General features: G+C 63.1%; 11 protein-coding genes. 5 read left to right on the top strand and 6 right to left on the bottom strand.

What is annotated here, in order from left to right; genetic code table 11:
* The first annotated feature begins 6 nt into the window (after positions 1-6).
* The 4 genes from IFT47_RS07605 (at position 7) to IFT47_RS07590 (ending at position 7956) form a co-directional block, all read left to right on the top strand.
* Complete coding sequence (locus IFT47_RS07605) at positions 7-306, top strand: hypothetical protein (protein WP_065989066.1); 300 nt, start codon at positions 7-9, stop codon at positions 304-306.
* Positions 303-1307, top strand: a complete 1005-nt coding sequence (locus IFT47_RS07600; RefSeq protein ID WP_192172528.1) for a CobW family GTP-binding protein — start codon at positions 303-305, stop codon at positions 1305-1307. Before IFT47_RS07605 ends, IFT47_RS07600 begins: the two co-directional genes overlap by 4 nt.
* Positions 1304-2497 carry an ABC transporter substrate-binding protein gene (locus IFT47_RS07595; RefSeq protein ID WP_192172529.1) on the top strand — a complete coding sequence of 398 codons (1194 nt, stop codon included), beginning with the start codon at positions 1304-1306 and terminating at the stop codon, positions 2495-2497. Before IFT47_RS07600 ends, IFT47_RS07595 begins: the two co-directional genes overlap by 4 nt.
* Before the next feature lie 179 nt (positions 2498-2676).
* On the top strand, positions 2677-7956 hold the full coding sequence (locus tag IFT47_RS07590) for a DUF4011 domain-containing protein (protein WP_192172530.1): 5280 nt from the start codon (positions 2677-2679) through the stop codon (positions 7954-7956).
* A gap of 803 nt (positions 7957-8759) precedes the next feature.
* Here the strand turns inward: IFT47_RS07590 and IFT47_RS07585 are convergent.
* From IFT47_RS07585 to cynS, 6 genes are all read right to left on the bottom strand, one after another.
* Positions 8760-10142: an MFS transporter gene (locus tag IFT47_RS07585; RefSeq protein ID WP_192172635.1), complete on the bottom strand. Its 1383-nt coding sequence runs from the start codon at positions 10140-10142 to the stop codon at positions 8760-8762.
* Positions 10143-10422: 280 nt separating this feature from the next.
* On the bottom strand, positions 10423-12987 hold the full coding sequence (locus IFT47_RS07580) for a hybrid sensor histidine kinase/response regulator (protein WP_244655925.1): 2565 nt from the start codon (positions 12985-12987) through the stop codon (positions 10423-10425).
* Between the two features lie 145 nt (positions 12988-13132).
* Positions 13133-13867: an alpha/beta fold hydrolase gene (locus IFT47_RS07575; RefSeq protein ID WP_192172531.1), complete on the bottom strand. Its 735-nt coding sequence runs from the start codon at positions 13865-13867 to the stop codon at positions 13133-13135.
* A 476-nt stretch (positions 13868-14343) separates the two neighbouring features.
* Complete coding sequence (cynR, locus tag IFT47_RS07570; RefSeq protein WP_192172532.1) at positions 14344-15225, bottom strand: transcriptional regulator CynR; 882 nt, start codon at positions 15223-15225, stop codon at positions 14344-14346.
* A 55-nt stretch (positions 15226-15280) separates the two neighbouring features.
* Positions 15281-15943, bottom strand: coding sequence for a carbonic anhydrase (locus IFT47_RS07565; protein WP_192172637.1), 663 nt, complete (start codon positions 15941-15943; stop codon positions 15281-15283).
* Between the two features lie 119 nt (positions 15944-16062).
* On the bottom strand, positions 16063-16530 hold the full coding sequence (gene cynS, locus IFT47_RS07560; RefSeq protein ID WP_192172533.1) for a cyanase: 468 nt from the start codon (positions 16528-16530) through the stop codon (positions 16063-16065).
* 380 nt (positions 16531-16910) lie between these two features.
* On the opposite strand from cynS, the gene copM reads away from it, so the two are divergent.
* Positions 16911-17252, top strand: a complete 342-nt coding sequence (gene copM / locus IFT47_RS07555; RefSeq protein WP_192172534.1) for a CopM family metallochaperone — start codon at positions 16911-16913, stop codon at positions 17250-17252.
* Positions 17253-17272: the final 20 nt, after the last annotated feature.

The following is a 17272-nucleotide window of genomic DNA, read 5'->3' as shown; positions in this document are numbered from 1 at the left end:
ATAATCATGTGTGGACTCTGCGGCCTGCTGGGCGAAGACGTGCACTGGAGCGACCCGCTGGGCGACGAACTGCCCCGTCGCCGCGAACGCCTGCGCCGGATTGCCGCGATCAATAAGGTGGTCGCGCCGTTCCGCCTGAAGGTCGAGGACTTTCAGGGCGTCTCCTACCTCCTGCTCGGCGCCACCGGCAAGCAGGAACTGGCGAGCGGCCTCGATCAATTGTGGCAACGGGCCGAGCAGTTGATCGGACGCCCGCTGGATCCGCTGGATGAACGACTGCTGGACCACCTGGAGCAGCACCCATGAGCATCGCGCTGAACGTCATCACCGGTTTTCTCGGCAGTGGCAAGACCACCTTGCTCAAGCGCCTGCTGCAGGGCGAAACCCTCGGCGACACGGCGCTGCTGATCAATGAGTTCGGCGACGTCGGCATTGATCACCTGCTGGTGGAAGAGGTGGCGCCGGACACCGTCCTGCTGCCCAGCGGCTGCGTCTGTTGTTCGATTCGGGGCGAATTGCGCGACGCGCTGACCGACTTGCTCCAGCGCCGCGCCCGGGGCGAAGTGCCGGCGTTTCGACGCATCCTCCTGGAAACCACGGGGCTGGCCGATCCGGCGCCCATTCTGGCGACGATCAACAATGATCCCCACCTGCGCGGCCGTGTTCACATCGGATTGGTGGTGACGGTGGTCGACGCCAGCCATGCCGCGCTGCAGGAACGCCTGCACCCGGAATGGATGGCCCAGGTCGCGGCCGCCGACCGGCTGCTGATCAGCAAGACCGACGTCGCCGACGAAGACGCGCTGAAAGCGTTGCAGCGGCGTTTGCATTCGATCAATCCCGCACCGGTGCTGACCACGGATGCCATTCAGAGCGGCGATCAACTGCTGCTCGGTGACGGGCTGCACAGCAGTGATCCCGCCCAGGAGGTCGCGCGCTGGCAGCTGATGGGCACGCGCTCGACAGCCGCCCGTCACGGTGAGGCGCAGGTCTGCTGCCTGACCTTTGAACGCCCGCTGGATTGGGTCGCCTTCGGGGTCTGGCTGTCCATGCTGCTAAGATGCCACGGCGAACGAATCCTGCGCGTCAAAGGACTGCTCAACCTGAACAACAGCCACGCCCCCGTCGTCATTCATGGCGTGCAGCATTGCCTGCACGCGCCGGTGCACCTGCCTTCATGGCCGGGCGACGACCATCGTTCGCGGCTGGTATTCATCGTGCGCGGGCTGGACACCGCGCTGCTGCGCCGCTCGTTCGAGGTGTTCAGCGAACGCCTGGCGCCGGCACCCCGGGAAGCGCTGGCATGACCGTGACGCTGCGGGTCTTGGGCACTTCGGTGACGCTGCTTGAATCCCTGCGGGTTCGCGCCGAAGAAGACCTCGGCATCAAGCTGGTCTATCAGGTGCATGACGTGCAGACCGCCCAGCGCATCGCGGTCATGCAGCCCGACAGTTACGACCTCTATGACCAGTGGTTCCATAACGTGGATTTCGTCTGGCCCGCCCGCGCCATCCAGCCCATCGACACGCGCCGTGTTGCCCTGTGGCACGAAATCAACGACCTGCCCAAACGCGGCAGGCTGTCGGCCAGTGACCGCCTCGGCAGCGGCAGCGTGCCCAGCGAGCGCCTGTTCGTGCAGCACGACGGCAGCCTCGGCAGCGCGGTGAGCGAACGGATCAGCATGTTGCCGCTGACCCACAACGCCGACAGTTTCGCCTATCGCCCCGAGCGCCTTCCCGCCGGCTTTAGTTCGGCAGACGAGAGCTGGGGCTGGCTGGTCGATCCCGCATGGTGCGGGCGGGTGGCCCTGCAAAGTGACGCGGCCATCGGCGCGCTGGACGCCGCGCTCGCCGTGCAAGGCGCAGGGCTGGCGCAGTTCCGCGACATCGGCAACCTGAGCATCGAAGAGATCGACGTGCTCGCCGACATCCTTGTGCGCAAGCAGGGGCAGGGCATGTTCGGCGCGTTCTGGTCTGACGATGAAGAAGCGGCGGAGCTGATGTTGCATCCGACAATCGACATCCAGAGCTTATGGTCGCCGACCCTGGTGCGCTTGCATCGGGCAGGCGTGAAATACCGCGTCGCCGTCCCGCGCGAGGGTTATCGCGGCTGGTTCGGCGGGTTGTCCCTGTCGCGCCATGCCAAAGGCGCGGTACTCGATGCGGCCTACGCCTACCTCAACTGGTGGCTGTCCGGCTGGCCCGGGGCGGTGATGGCCCGCCAGGGTTATTACATCGGCAACCCGGCCCGCAGCCGCGAACACCTGAGCGCGGCCGAGTGGGATTACTGGTACGCCGGACTGCCCGCCCGGGAACAACTCATGGGCAGCGACGGCCTGCCGCTGATCGGCATCGGGGAAGTGCGCGATGGCGGCTCCTACGAGCAGCGCATGGGCCACATCGCGGTGTGGAATGCGGTCATGGATGAGCACAACTACCTGGTGCGCCGCTGGGGGGACATCTCGCGGGCCGGCAGCAAAGGCTCGCGCAGGCAGTGAAGCCCTCGCGCGGGCCGCAAGCCGGGGCGTGGCGGACCGCTGCGGCGACGTCCCTGCAAAATGCCCGGCGGGCTGATTGACCGATAAACACATTCACAAGCGTCGATTACTCATGGACTATAGGCGCCATTTGGCGCGCCCCTCATGGGGCCAGCGCTCGTAGCTTCAGGATCCTGTGAATGAACATCAAGATTGACGCGCTGATCGCCCGCAAGATCGGCTTCGCCTCCCACCAGAATGCCGTTCCCCTCGTGCGCGAATTGAGCCTCTGGAACCAGGAAGAAACCCCCCTCGAAGACCTGGTGCTGACGCTGAGCACCGACCCGGAGTTCGTTGAAAGCCGAAGCTGGAATATTGACCGCATCCATCCCGGTGATCGCCTCAGCATCCCTGATCGCGACATCAAGCTGAACGCCGGTTACCTGTCCGGTCTGACCGAAAGCCTGAACGCCGACGTGGTGATGCGCGTGTCCCGGGGCGAAACGGTGCTTGTCGAACAGCGCTTCCCCACCGAGCTGCTGGCCCGCCCCGAATGGGGCGGTCTGAGCGCGATGCCGGAATTGCTCGCCGCGTTCTGCATGCCCAATGACCCCGCAGTGGACCGGGTGCTCAAAGCCGCCTCGCAAGTCCTGCGTCGTGCAGGCAAGAAAGACGGCATCGACGGCTACGAAAGCAAATCTCGCACGCGCACTTGGGAACTGGCTTCCGCCATCTGGTCGGGGGTGTGCAGCTTTCAACTGAGCTATGCGTTGCCACCCGCCAGTTTCGAGCAGCAGGGCCAGAAGATCAGGCCACCGAGCGTGGTGCTGGAAAACGGCGTCGCGACCTGCCTCGACACCGCGTTGCTGTTCGCGGCAGCGCTGGAGCAGGCCGGGTTGAATGCGTTGCTGGTCATGACCAAGGGTCACGCATTCGCCGGCGTCTGGTTGCAGCCTCAGGAATTTTCCCAGTTGCTGACCGATGAAGCGTCGGCGGTGCGCAAGCGTCTCGACCTGAAAGAAATGCTGGTGTTCGAGACGACCCTCGCGACCCAGGCACCCGCGCCGAGTTTTTCCCGGGCGGTGGCCGCCGCCGAGCGGGAACTCGACGATGAGCAGTTCATCATGGCCATCGACGTGCACCGCGCCCGGATGCAGAAGATTCGTCCGATGGCACTGGTGTCAGCGGTTGTTCCAGTCGATGGCGCCGAGGAAGCACCGCCCGTGGCGGAAGGGCTGGAAGAAGCGCCGTCGCTGCCGGGGTTCGATGTCGAGATCAATGAAGACGCCTCGGGGCCGGCCGGAAAACTTACCCTGTGGCAACGCAAACTGCTCGATCTGACCACCCGGAATCGTCTGCTGCATTTGCCTGACAGCGCCAAGGGCGTGCGTCTGCTATGCCCCGATCCGGCGGCCCTTGAAGACCTGCTCTCCAGCGGCCAGCGCATTCGCGTGGTGGCCGTCCCCGATTTGAAAAGCAGCGGCCGCGATGAGGCCCTGTATGAACAGCAGAACAACGAAAGCCTGGTCGACGAGGTGGCCCGTCAGGCGCTGGCGCGCGGCGAAGTCCTGGCCAGTCTGGAGAAGGTCAAGCTGGAAGCCACGCTGATCGACCTGTTCCGCAAGGCCCGCAGTGATATCGAGGAAGGCGGGGCCAACACACTGTTTCTGGCCATCGGCTTCCTCAAGTGGAAAAAAAGCGCCGACGACCCGAAAACCTATTCCGCGCCGTTAATTTTGCTGCCGGTCAAGCTTGAGCGTAAAAGCGCCTTGTCCGGCGTCACCCTGAGCCTGCTCGACGAGGAACCGCGCTTCAACCTGACTTTGCTTGAGCTGCTGCGCCACGACTTCGAGCTGGTGATTCCCGGGCTGGACGGTGAGCTGCCCAGCGATGGCAGCGGCATTGATGTGGCCGGGATCTGGAACAGCGTGCGCCGGGGGGTGCGCGATGTACCCGGCTTCGAGGTCAGCACCGAGCTGGTGCTGGGCACCTTCTCGTTTGCCAAATACCTGATGTGGAAAGACCTGAACGCCAACGCGGCGCGGCTGCTGCAAAGCCCTCTGGTCAAGCATCTGCTGGACCCCGACGCAGCGGGTGAAGGCTTTTCCGGTTCGGCCGAATTTCCCCGCCCCGAGCGTCTGGATGCGACCGTCACGCCGGCGCAGCTGTTCGCCCCCTTGCCGGCCGACTCGTCGCAAGTGGCCGCGGTGGTGGCGTCGGCCAACACCCACAGCTTCGTCATGGACGGGCCACCCGGCACCGGCAAATCCCAGACCATCGCCAACATGATCGCCCACAACCTGGCCCTCGGCCGGCGTGTGCTGTTCGTGGCAGAGAAACGCGCCGCCCTTGACGTGGTGTTTCGTCGCCTGGCCGAGAAGGGCCTTGGCGAATTCTGTCTGGAGCTGCATTCCAGCAAGGCGTCCAAGGTTGAAGTGCTCAAGCAACTGGACCGCGCCTGGGACGTGAGTGAGGCCCTGAGCGCCGAAGAATGGGAACGTGAAGCCGCCCGGTTGCAGACCCTGCGCTCACGGCTCAACCAACTGGTCGACGTGCTGCACCGACGCTGGGATAACGGCCTGACCTTGCATCAGTCCATCGGTCGGGTGGTTCGCGACCACAGCGCTCAGACGCCAAGAATGAGCTGGGAAACGGGCACGGAACACGATGGAACCGAGTACGCCGGGTTGCTGGATCTCGCCCGTCGCCTGGGACTCAACGGCAGCGCCGCCCGCGACCTGTCAGGCAAGTTCGGCGCCCTGGCGCAGACGCAATGGTCGAACGCCTGGCAGGCTCAGATCGCCAGTGTTGCCCGCGAGATTCTCCAAGCCCTTGATCAGTTGAACGCCGCCAGCGAGCGGCTCCTGGGTCTGACCCACGTGCCGTTGCCGGTCGCTGAAGTGGAGCAGGTCCAGCAGCTGCATGAGCTGGCCGCCCTGATCCTTGAATCCCACGGGCTGAACCTGTCATTTGCCTTTGCACCCGATGCTGCCGCGCGCATCGAAGCAGCCCGGCGCAGTTGCCAATTGATCGAGAGTTATCGGGAGCTTGAAGAAACCCTGTCCCTGGATTACGCCGATGAAGCGTGCCGTCGTGTGCCGGTCACGCAACTGCGCAACGAGTGGCACGAAGCCGAGGGCAAGTTCTGGTTTCTGGCGACGCTCGCCAAGAAAAAGGTGGCGAAGAAGCTCGCCGCCCTGGGTGGCGCGGCGGGGCTGCCGGACACCTTGGGCGACCTCGCCATTTTTGAACGCCTGCAGACTCATCTCGTGGAGCTGGATGGGTTGGCCAGCGACATGCAATCGATGCCCGGCTGGAAAGGCATGACCAGCGACCCGGTGCGAACGCTGCAGGCCGTGACCTTGGCCGAGCGTCTGCGCGGCATGCTGATCGGGCTGGCGGAATCACCCGAGCACTTGGTTGCCTTGCGCGGCGCCGTGGCGCGTCTGGTGATCGAGGCGAACGACATGTTGGCGCCGAGCGGCCAAATCGCTTCCGCCTGCTTGACGTTGCAGCAGGCGCTGTCGCGCTTTGAGGAAGCGGCGCGGTCGTTCGCCGGCCTGGCCGGCACGGCCACCGAGACTCACCCGAGCGTGGCCGTTCTTCGGACCACGTCACTCGCCATCCAGCAGCACGAAGAGCAGCTCAAGGCGTGGTGCGACTGGTGCCGGGTGCGCCAACAGGCAACTGAGGCCGGCCTGGCCACTCTGGCTCAGGCACTGGAAACCGGCAGCCTGTTGCCGTCCGCTGCAGAGGGCACCTTCGTCACGGCTTATGCCCACTGGTTCGCGACCCAGGGCATCGACGGCGAACCCTTGCTGCGCAATTTCGTGGCGGCCGAGCACATGAGCGACATCGGCGCCTTCGTGCGTCTGGACGACGAGCTGGCGAAACTGACCGTGCGCTATATCCGCGCCAAACTCTGCGGTCTGATTCCGTCCAAAAACGACATCCCGAAAAGCAGCGGCTTCGCCATTCTCAAGCACGAATTGCAGAAGTCGCGCCGGCACAAACCGGTCCGGCAGCTGGCGATCGAGATGGGCGATGCGCTGAATCGTCTGGCCCCGTGCATGCTCATGAGCCCTTTGTCGATCGCGCAGTTCCTGCCCGCCGACCAGCCGCCGTTCGATCTGGTGATCTTCGATGAGGCGTCGCAAATCGCGCCGTGGGACGCCATCGGTTCGATTGCCCGGGGCAAGCAGGTGATTATCGCCGGTGATCCGCGGCAGATGCCGCCGACCAACTTCTTCAACCGTGGCCCGAATGCCGGCGATGACGACACCGCCGAAGACATGGAAAGCATCCTCGACGAATGCCTGGGGGCAGGGGTGCCGAGCCACAGTCTGAGCTGGCACTACCGCAGTCGCCATGAAAGCCTGATTGCCTTCTCCAATCACCGTTACTACGACAGCAACCTGATCACTTTCCCGGCCGCGGAAACCCGCGCCAGCGCCGTCGAGTGGCGCAAGGTCGAGGGCGTGTACGCCAAGGGCAAGGGGCGTTACAACCAGGCCGAAGCCCAGGCCATCGTCGATGAAACCGTCAAGCGCCTCACCGACCCTGCGTTTGTGGCGGCGGGGTATTCCATCGGCATCATCACCCTCAACTCCGACCAGCAGAAACTGATCAACGACCTGCTGGACGCGGCCCGCAAGCAATACCCGCAGATCGAGCCGTTCTTCCAGGACACCCAGACCGAGCCGGTGGTGGTAAAGAATCTGGAAACCGTCCAGGGCGACGAGCGTGACCTGATCATGCTCGGCATTGGTTATGGCCCCACCGAAGCGGGTGCGCCGGTGATGTCGATGAACTTCGGGCCGCTCAACAAGGACGGCGGATGGCGCCGGCTCAACGTCGCCATCACCCGGTCCCGCCGGGAAATGCTGGTGTTCACCTCGTTCGATCCGTCGATGATCGACCTCAACCGCACCAACGCGCGGGCCGTGCGCGATCTGAAGCACTTCATCGAGTTTGCTCAGCGTGGTCCGAAAGCGCTGGCCGAGGCGGTTCAAGGCTCGGTGGGCGGTTACGACTCGCCGTTCGAAGAAGCCGTGGCCCAAGGGCTGAGGCGTCTGGGGTGGCAGGTCGTTCCGCAGATCGGCGTGTCACGTTTCCGCATCGATCTGGGCATCGTTCACCCGGACCGCCCGGGCGATTACCTGGCGGGTGTTGAATGCGACGGTGCCACGTACCACAGCGCTGCCACCGCCCGGGACCGGGACAAAGTGCGCGGGGCGATTCTCACCGGCCTGGGCTGGAACCTGCTGCGGCTGTGGTCCACCGACTGGTGGGTGGATAAGGAAGGGGCGTTGCAGAAGCTGCACGTGGCGCTGAACGACCTGCTGGCTGAATCGCGACGGGACGGCGCTGCCGAACGGGCCGATGAGGCCGTCACCGCGCCGCTCCTGGTCGACTTCACAGCGTTACCGGAACCTGAGGCTGCGGCTGACGACGAGGTGAATGAAACCCCGATTGGTTAGATTGATCTCCGGGGCCCGTCTTGGCAGATTCTGGTTTTACTTGCTGAATGCTGGCGGCCAGTCGAGGTGACAGAGGCGCCTGATCGTCAGCATCTCACTGACCGCACGCGGTCTTTCAGTGGGACCGGCTTCAGCCGGGAAGAGGCCAGTGCAAGCGCCCTCACTTTTGCGGTGTGGCGCCTGACGCCTTCCCGGCTAAAGCCGGTCCCACAGTCGAGTTCACGCTCAATCTCACTGACCGCACTCGGTGTCTTAGTGGGACCGGCTTCAGCCGGGAAGAGGCCAGTGCAAGAGCCATCATTTTTGCAGCGTGGCCCCTGACGCCTTCCCGGCTGAATCCAGTCCCACAGTCGGGTTCACGCTCAATCTCGCTGGCCCCACGCGGTTTCGTAGGACCGGCTTCAGCCGGGAATAGGCCAGTGCAGGCGCCATCACTGTTGCGGTGTGACGTCTGACGCCTTCCCGGCTAAAGCCGGTCCCACAGTCGAGTTCCCGCTCAATCTCACTGACCGCACTCGGTGTCTTAGTGGGACCGGCTCCAGCCGGGAAGAGGCCAGTGCAAGAGCCATCATTTTTGCAGAGTGTCCCCTGACGCCTTCCCGGCTAAAGCCGGTCCCACAGTCGAGTTCACGCTCAATCTCACTGACGGCACGCGGTTTCGTAGGACCGGCTTCAGCCGGGAAGAGGCCAGTGCGATCGCCCGCATTTTTGCAGAGTGTCCCCTGACGCCTTCCCGGCTGAAGCCGGTCCCACATTGTTGCCTCAGCCCAGGTTTATGCGGGGGCCTGGCTTCGTCTGACTGGTTAAAGGTCAGTGATCTCTTTGTGGCGCGGTACCAGCGTCTTCATCACACTCCACGCCACCAGGTAGGCGAGGGCGCAGATCGCGAACATGATCATGTAGCCGGTGTGGATGTCGTTGATCGACTTGTAGTAGTCGAACACCCAGCCGCCGATCTTGGTCATGACCACGCCGCCCAGGCCGCCCGCCATGCCACCGATGCCGACCACCGACGCCACGGTTTTCTGCGGAAACATGTCGGAGACGGTGGTGAAGATGTTGCAGGACCACGCCTGGTGGGCGGACGCGCCGATGCCGATCAACAGGACGGGCACCCAAAAGCTGATATAGCCGAACGGTTGCGCCAACAGCACCACCAGCGGGAACAGCGCGATCACCAGCATGGCCTTCATCCGGCCGTCATAAGGCTTGTCACCGCGAGCCATGAAGTAGCTCGGGAACCAGCCGCCGCCAATGCTGCCGACCATGGTCATGCTGTACAGCACGAACAGCGGAAGCACGATGGCCTGGCCTTTCATCCCGTACTGCGCCGATAGGTAGGTCGGCAGCCAGAACAGAAAAAACCACCACACGCCGTCGGTCATGAACTTGCCGAAGGCAAACGCCCACGTCTGGCGATAGGTGAGCAATTTGAACCAGGAAACCTTGGCCGCAGGCGCGCCCGGCAGCGGGGCCGCCTTGACGTGCTCGACCTCGTCGCTACGGATATAGGCCAGTTCCTCGGGCGTCAGGCGTTTTTGCTGATCCGGCTTTTCGTACAGCGCCATCCACACGCCCAGCCAGACAAAACCCAGCAGGCCGACCACGATGAACGCCGATTCCCAGCCCCAGAATGCGGCGATCAGTGGCACGCAAATGGGCGCCGTGATCGCGCCTACGTTGGCGCCGGAGTTGAAGATGCCGGTGGCGAACGAGCGCTCTTTTTTCGGGAAGTATTCGGCGACCGCCTTGATCGCAATCGGAAAGTTACCGGCCTCGCCAACCGCCAGCACGGCCCGTGACAGCATGAAACCGGCAATGGACACCGGAATGGCGGCGAATCCCAGGGCGGTGGTGATCGCGCCAATGCCTTGTCCCAGCGGCACTGCAAACGCGTGCATGACCGCGCCGGTGGACCAGACACTGATGGCCACCACGAACGCGGTTTTGGTGCCTATCCTGTCGACCAGACGCCCGGCGAAAATCATCGAGATCGCATAGACGAACTGAAACACCGAAGCGATGTTGGCATAGTCGGTGTTGCTCCAGCCAAACGTCGTGGACAGCTCCGGTGCCAGCAGGCTGAGCACCTGACGGTCCAGGTAGTTGACTGTGGTGGCGAAAAACAGCAGCGCGCAGATCGTCCAGCGGTATTTGCCGACGGACCGGGTGGCCGCCTGGGTAATGCTTTAGGGGTGGGTAGAATCGTTCGGGATCATGGCATCACTTTTTTATTATTGGGGTTATCGATTGTGATCGTCTGTCGTCGTACAACGCTGTAGGTATAGCGAGCGTTTCAGCAGACTGTCAATGTTTGCACGCGAAACATCGCCGCCCCATGCTCATCAGGCTTCAAATGTCACCCGGGGGAGGCGCTGGCTTTTCGGAAAAGCCGTGAGGTGTGGCCCAAAGGTCCGCGTCAGCCTGATCGGGCCATGCCGCCGGGCTGACTATCAGATCGGCCTATCAGATCGGCGTGTTCATGAGTTCACGCACGCGGGCGGCCAGTGTCTCGATGCCGAAAGGCTTGATGAGCACATGCATGCCAGGCTCGAGCTGGCCGGCACCGATCGCCGCCCCCTCCGCGTAGCCGGTGATGAACAATGTCCGCAGGCCCGGACGCACCAGGCGCGCAGCGTCTGCCATCTGGCGTCCGTTCATGCCGCCGGGCAGGCCTACATCGGTGACGAGCATGTCGATCCGCACATCCGACCGAAGCAGATTCAGGCCACTGGCGCTGTCCGTCGCTTCCATGAGGGTGTAGCCGAGTTCAGCCAGGACCTCGGTCACCAGCATGCGCACCGTGGGTTCATCATCGACGACCAGAATTGTTTCGCCGATGCCCGCTGTCGAGGCCGCGGCATCTGGTTCGTACAGCTCATTTACGCTGGGCGTTCCGTGGTAGCGGGGGAGGTAGATGGACAGCGTGGTCCCTTGTCCGACCACCGAGGCGATACGAACCTGCCCCCCGGATTGCTTGGCGAAACCATAAATCATCGAGAGGCCCAGGCCAGTGCCCTGACCGATGGGTTTGGTGGTGAAGAAGGGGTCGAAAGCCTTCGCCACGACGTTGGCCGGCATGCCCGTTCCGGTGTCGGTCACGCTGAGGGTCAGGTATTCGCCCTCGGGGACCTCCAGCAGCGGTGCTTCCGCTGTTCCCACGAACTGACAGCGGGTTTCGATGGTAATGTTGCCGCCGTCCTGCATGGCGTCCCGCGAGTTAATACACAGATTCAGCAACGCATTTTCCAGCTGGCTCGCATCGACCAGTGCCACGCAGCTGTCCGGCGAGCCAACGGTCTGCACGCTGATGCTGGGGCCCACGGTGCGCTGGATCAGCTCGGTCATGCCCTCGACAAGGCTGTTGATCTCGGTGGGCCGGGGATCCAGGGTTTGCTGGCGGGAGAACGCCAGTAATCGGTGGGTCAGGGCAGCCGCCCGTTTGGTCGCGCCCTGGGCCGTCGTCAGGTAGCGGTCGACATCCGTCAGACGACCTTGAGCAAACCGCGCACTCAACAACTCCAGCGAGCCCGAGATGCCCGCGAGCAAGTTATTAAAGTCATGGGCAAGCCCGCCCGTGAGTTGCCCCACGGCTTCCATTTTCTGTGACTGGCGCAGCTTTTCCTCGGTCTGCATCAACGCGGCGGTGCGTTCCGCCACGCGCTGTTCCAGGGTCTCATTGAGGGTACGCAGGGCCGCGGTTGCCAGGTCGCGCTGGGCTTCGACCGAACGCCGCTCCTCGACGTCGATCAGCACGCCCGGAAAGCTGAGGGGAACACCGTCCTCGCTGAAGTTGACGCGCCCGTTTGCCTCGATCCAGTAGTATTTGCCGTCCGCCCGACGGACCCGGTATTGATGGGCGTAGGCGCCGCCGCGACGGATGGCCTCGTCGATTGCCGTCATCAGGCCCGCCCGGTCTTCCGGATGCACGGTCGCCACCACTTGCTCAAGGCTGAGGCCTTCGTAACCCAGCATCGGGTCGAGGCCGAAGGCCCGGGCGAACGCTTCATCGACGGTGAAACTGTTGCTGGGCAAGTCCCAGTGCCAGGTGCCGAAAATGGCCCCGGCGGCCAGGGCCAGCTGCACCCGCTCGACGTTCGCGCGGGCGATGGCTTCGCTCTGGCGCAGACGCTCCTCGGCATCACGCCGCCCCGTCACGTCGTTGAAGATGATCGCAATCTGACATTCGGCGGGATCGCCAACGGGGACGGCGCGCACGTCAAACCAGCGCTGGAAGGCTTTGGCGTAGCTTTCGAAGGTGGCCGGCACGCGGGTTTTGGCAACCCGTCCATAGGTATCGAACCAGAATTGTTCCAGGTCCGGGGCAAACTCCCTGACCCATTTACCGCGCAGGTTGACCCCGGCCTCACGTTCGAAGGCCGGGTTGGCTTCGAGGAAGCAATAGTCGATCGGGTAGTCATTGGCATCGAACTTGACCTGAACAATGGCAAAGGCGGCTTCGACCGTTTCCAGAATCGTCCTGAAACGCTCCTCGCTCTGCCGCAGTGCAGCCTCGGTGTCACGAATCGGCGTGAGGTCGAGCATGGCGCCGATCATGCGCACCGCGTTGCCTTGAACGTCGCGGATGACGTGGCCACGGTCGAGGACCTGAGCGTAGGTGCCGTCCACCCGGCGAAACCGATACTCCTCACTCCAGCCGGTCTGCCCGCCGTCGATCACGTCATGGATCGAGGTGACGATGCGCTGCCTGTCATCGGGGTGAATCTGCGCAATCCACCAGTCGCCGGTCATTTCGACAGTGGCGATCGGATGCCCGTAGACCCGTTCCAGGGCGTCGTTCCACAGGACATGGTTTTCCTTGAGGTCCCAGTCCCAGATCGCATCGTTGGTGGCTTTGACCGCGAGGCGGTAGCGGACCTGAGCGTCTTCGATCGCTTGCTCGGCAACCTCTTCGGCGGCGCGCTCGGCCGTGTGGTCGAGCGAGCCGGCGACATCGTTCGGTTGTGTGCCGGTGCACAGACTGTCCAGCCTCATGGCTTCACTTTTCTTCAACGCCGACCGCAACTGCATGACTTCAGCCTCGAGGGCTTCCCGGGTCAAATGCTTCAAGTTTCCACCTGCAAACGTAACGTTATGACCTGAGGTCGGAGGTGCGCCATGCTCCCTCCGGGACTGCGCCAGCCGGCTGATCCAGCACGTATCGGCGGCCAGCGTTTTACGCTGCATGCTGGCAGAATGCAATTCGGCTTCCAGAAAAGACTCGGGCGGCAAGACAAAGGTTCCGGCACCGGGAATGATTCGCCAGGCCGGTATGGGGTATTTGTTCAGTTCGGGGCTGAGCTTCTAGTTTGCTGACAGCTGCGCATCGCCTGCGTCCCAACCGCCGCCCAGCGCCCGGAAGGTCGCGACGGCAGCGCGGGCGTCGTTGGCGTTGAGCTGGGCCATTTGATCCCGGGCGCGGAGCAGTTCGCCCCGGGAGGCAGCGGGTGGTTTGGGCAAACAGCTCGATCAGTTCCGGCAGGCGCGCGGCGGGGGTGGCGCCGTAGAGCGTGTTTAGCAGGCACAAGCCATGAACGTTCTCGGGATGCTCCAACGCGAAATTGATCGCGGCAGGGCCTGCGGCATCGTGGGCAACCGGGACGATTTTGCCCAGCTGCAGGCCCTCGACCACCGCCTGCAAATCGCCCAATTGCTGCCTGAAGCTGTAAACCGTGCCGTCGTGTTTGTCCGAAGCACCAAAGCCCAGAAAATCAAAGGTCACCACGCTACGGCCAGCGAGGGTCAGGTGAGGCACCAGACCGTCGTAGATGTGCAGGTTGTCGGGAAAGCCGTGCATCAACACAAAAGCCGGCCCGGTGCCTGGGTAGTGTCGCGCATACAGCCGACCGCCCTCGCGGGCAATCCAGTGTTCGGTGTAGGGCGTGGCCAGGGGCTGGTCAGAAATGCTCATCAGAAATCCTCACGGTTAAAGGTGCAGCCGAGCATGGCCGGGGCCTGTCGAGGCCCGCGTTCATCGATCAACGCAGCGACTACGGGTGGGGCACCCCGGGGTTGGCCGGTGCCGATGTGAGACAGGATGCGGCTCTTGGATGATGGTCACAATGTCATTGATCCCACCTTTTCGGACACAGCTTTTACGGGCGTCGCGGGAGCAGTGGCCTCCGCGAATTTCCTTCTCCATCCATTGCTCCTGCCTGCCCCTGCGCGCTTCGATGGCCTCCTGGCAATAGGGTTTTCTGGGGATTTCAACTGCCGCGCTACGGCCCCGCGTACCCTCGTAGGACTGGCTTTAGCCGGGAACGCGTTGGGCGTTACGCTACAGACGGATGACATGCACACTGGTCGCTTCCCGGCTAAAACCGGTCCTACGAAAAGCACCGCGTATAGCCGCCAGGACCGGCTTTGGCCGGCAAGGGGCGTCTGGCGCTAATCAGCCATCCGCCCCAGCACCAGCGCCATGAACGCCACCGACGCTGCGCTGTGGTAGTTGTTCTTGCGGCGCAGGAGCGATGCGCCGCGTTGGGGCGCCGTGTCGGTCAGCGGGAGGGTGTGCAGTCCGCGGTCTCGCGTGGCAATCGGTTCGGGGAGAAGGGTCGCCACCGGCGTGTGGCGGATCACCTCAAGCAGGGTGGCTACCGAGTTGACTTCGATCACCACCCTGGGCGTGATGCCCGCGCGGGCGAAATAGCCGTCGATGCAGGTCCGGGTTGCGAAGTCCGCTGTCAGCAGCGCGAAATCCAGGTCCGCCACCTGAGCGGCGGTCAGCGGGCTCGGTGAGTGGTACAAGGGGTGATCCCGGCCCACCATCAACCCCAGGGTTTCGACAAATGCCGGGATGCACTCGATGTCGGGGTTGCGCACCTGATCGAACGCGATGGCGATGTCCAGCGAATCATCGGCCAGCCCCCTCTCGATGTCGCCCATGGACAGCTCGAAAATGTCCAGATGGATGTTCGGGAACCGCGCGGCGTAGTCACGCACCAGCGGGCCGACCAGATACGCCATGAACGTCGGGGTCATGGCCAGGCGCAGGCTGCCCCGGGACAGATCCTTGACGTCGTGCAACGCGCGCTTGCCCGCCGCCAGCTCCACCAGCACCCGCCGCGCGCATTCGATATACGCCAGGCCTGCGTCGGTGGGTTTGACCGTGCGAGAGGTGCGGTCGAAGAGGCTCACCCCGAGGCTCTCTTCGAGCTGGCGGATCTGCTGCGACAGCGTCGGCTGCGAGACATGCAGCACCTCCGCTGCACGGGTGAAACCTCCGTGGTCGGCGACCGCCAACAGGTAACGCAGGTGTCGTAACAGCATGGGATTGATTACCAGGGGCAAGGACAGACCGGGTGAGTGTACGTCCAGCCTCGCCTCATGCGGCGGCATTTGCCTGGCGAGCTTGCACGGCGCAGGTGGAAGGGTGATCCAGCAACGACTTGAAGCTGCGGTTATCGGCGTCCAGGGCGTCGATCGAGCCAGTCTCGATGTCGTAGACCCAGCCGTGCAGATTCAACAGATTTTTGTCCTGGGCCAGGCGCACGCTGGGGTGGGTTTGCAGATTGGCCAGTTGCGCGATGACGTTTTCGCGCACCATCGAACCCACCTTTGCCGCTTCGCTGATGTGAACCCGCGACTCGTGGATGACCTTCGCCGAGGCCGCATGCTCCAGCCAGCCGGCCACTGCGGGCAGGTGATTCATGCAAGTGCACTTGGCGACCGCCGTCATCGCACCGCAATCGGAATGGCCGCAAATCACGATGTCGGTCACGCCCAACACGGCGACGGCGTATTCAACGGTGGCCGACACGCCGCCCGGGTGCGGGCTGTAAGACGGCACGATGTTGCCGGCGTTGCGGATCACGAACAGCTCGCCGGGTTCCTGCTGGGTCAACAGCTCCGGCACCACGCGGCTGTCCGAACAGGTGATGAACAGCGTCCCGGGATGCTGGGTCGTCGCCAGGTGCTTGAACAGATCGGTGCGTTGTGGAAACACTTCTTTCTGAAACTTTAAAAGACCGTCGATGAGTGCCTTCATCATGTATTCCTCTCTCCGTCATTAAACGTACGTTGTGATCACTGAGTGCAACCGCTGCCCTTTAGTGCTTGAAGCGGGCCCGCCGTTGCGGCGGGTCCACCTCTCAGCGCGGATGCAACTTAGAACGGGCGCAGTGGGAGGAACTTGCCGTCCAGGGTAATCACCGCGCGATGGCCGCCTTCGGGGTCCTCAACTTTCTTCATGTCCAGTTTGAAGTTGATCGCGCTGATGATGCCGTCGCCGAATTGTTCGTGGACCAGCGCTTTGAGGGTGGTGCCATAGATCTGGATCATCTCGTAAAAGCGGTAGATGGTCGGGTCGGTAGGCACGCCGCCAAGGCTGCCGCGCAGCGGAATGATCTGCAGACGGGCGACGGCGTCGTCATTCAGCTCAAGCTTCTCGCCAATCACTTTCGCCGCATCGGCCGGCAGCGGGTGCTGGCCCAGCAGCGCGGCGGTGACATAGGCCAGGCCCAGGCCGGTGCCGTCGGTCAGGTCCTGGAAGGACAGGTTCTTGCGCTGTTTGGCGTCGAGGATTTCGGCGGTGAGTGCGAGGCTGGTGTCGTTGTAGGCGTGGGACTGCGTCATGGTTTTCTCCTGGTGCGGGTAGTGGTTGCCAGTTGATGTTGCTGATGTCGGGTAGTGAGGCGTGGAGCAATCATCTTCCCATCCGGCAATAGCGTCCAAGACCGATAAACAATCCTTCGCATAACCGCTGCCTATAGATCCGCGCCAGCATGCCCATTGGTCTCAGGCTCTGGCTCAGCCCCCTCGAAATCGGTTGCCGATCGTGGTGCGAAAATGCTCGACCAGAAAAAATCCACGAACACCCGGGTTTTCGGCTCAAGGATGCATTCGGGCATTGAACGATGTGTTTTAAACGGCAATCGAGAATGCGCTTGACCTTGCCGCAATGGAAAGGTCTAGCGTGACGGCTTCGTCTCTTCCCTCATCCAGGATGCTTCGTCATGAAAAAGATTGCCGCCGCTGTCAGCGTCATTGCTCTGCTTTCCGTAACCGCCGTCAGGGCCGACCAGACGGAGAACGTCAAACAGATGCATGAGGCTTACCAGCAATCGATGGGCGCCATGAAAGACGACATGCACCACGGCATGATGAGCGACGACCCCGATGTGGCGTTTGCGGCCGGCATGCTGCCGCACCACGAAGGCGCGGTGGAGATGGCGAAGATCGAGCTTAAATACGGCAAGGATCCGGAGATGCTGGAGCTGGCGCGCAAGATTGTGGCGGCGCAGGCGGCGGAAATTACGCAGATGAAGAATTGGCTGAAGGCGCATCCGGCTCAATAAAGCAACGAAGTAATACGCTC

This window comes from Pseudomonas sp. CFBP 13711, from assembly GCF_014842265.1.
In the GTDB taxonomy this organism is placed as follows: Bacteria; Pseudomonadota; Gammaproteobacteria; order Pseudomonadales; family Pseudomonadaceae; genus Aquipseudomonas.
Note: the sequence above shows the minus strand (reverse complement) of the source record. Positions and strands in the feature narration are given on the sequence as shown.

Excerpts from the sequence above, each read along its gene's own strand:
- IFT47_RS07590 (WP_192172530.1), top strand. The coding sequence starts at position 2,677 with ATGAACATCAAGATTGACGCGCTGATCGCCCGCAAGATCGGCTTCGCC.
- IFT47_RS07565 (WP_192172637.1), bottom strand. The coding sequence starts at position 15,943 with ATGAAGGCACTCATCGACGGTCTTTTAAAGTTTCAGAAAGAAGTGTTT.
- IFT47_RS07605 (WP_065989066.1), top strand. The coding sequence starts at position 7 with ATGTGTGGACTCTGCGGCCTGCTGGGCGAAGACGTGCACTGGAGCGAC.
- copM (WP_192172534.1), top strand. The coding sequence starts at position 16,911 with ATGAAAAAGATTGCCGCCGCTGTCAGCGTCATTGCTCTGCTTTCCGTA.
- IFT47_RS07580 (WP_244655925.1), bottom strand. The coding sequence starts at position 12,987 with ATGCAGTTGCGGTCGGCGTTGAAGAAAAGTGAAGCCATGAGGCTGGAC.
- cynR (WP_192172532.1), bottom strand. The coding sequence starts at position 15,225 with ATGCTGTTACGACACCTGCGTTACCTGTTGGCGGTCGCCGACCACGGA.
- cynS (WP_192172533.1), bottom strand. The coding sequence starts at position 16,530 with ATGACGCAGTCCCACGCCTACAACGACACCAGCCTCGCACTCACCGCC.
- IFT47_RS07595 (WP_192172529.1), top strand. The coding sequence starts at position 1,304 with ATGACCGTGACGCTGCGGGTCTTGGGCACTTCGGTGACGCTGCTTGAA.
- IFT47_RS07575 (WP_192172531.1), bottom strand. The coding sequence starts at position 13,867 with ATGAGCATTTCTGACCAGCCCCTGGCCACGCCCTACACCGAACACTGG.
- IFT47_RS07600 (WP_192172528.1), top strand. The coding sequence starts at position 303 with ATGAGCATCGCGCTGAACGTCATCACCGGTTTTCTCGGCAGTGGCAAG.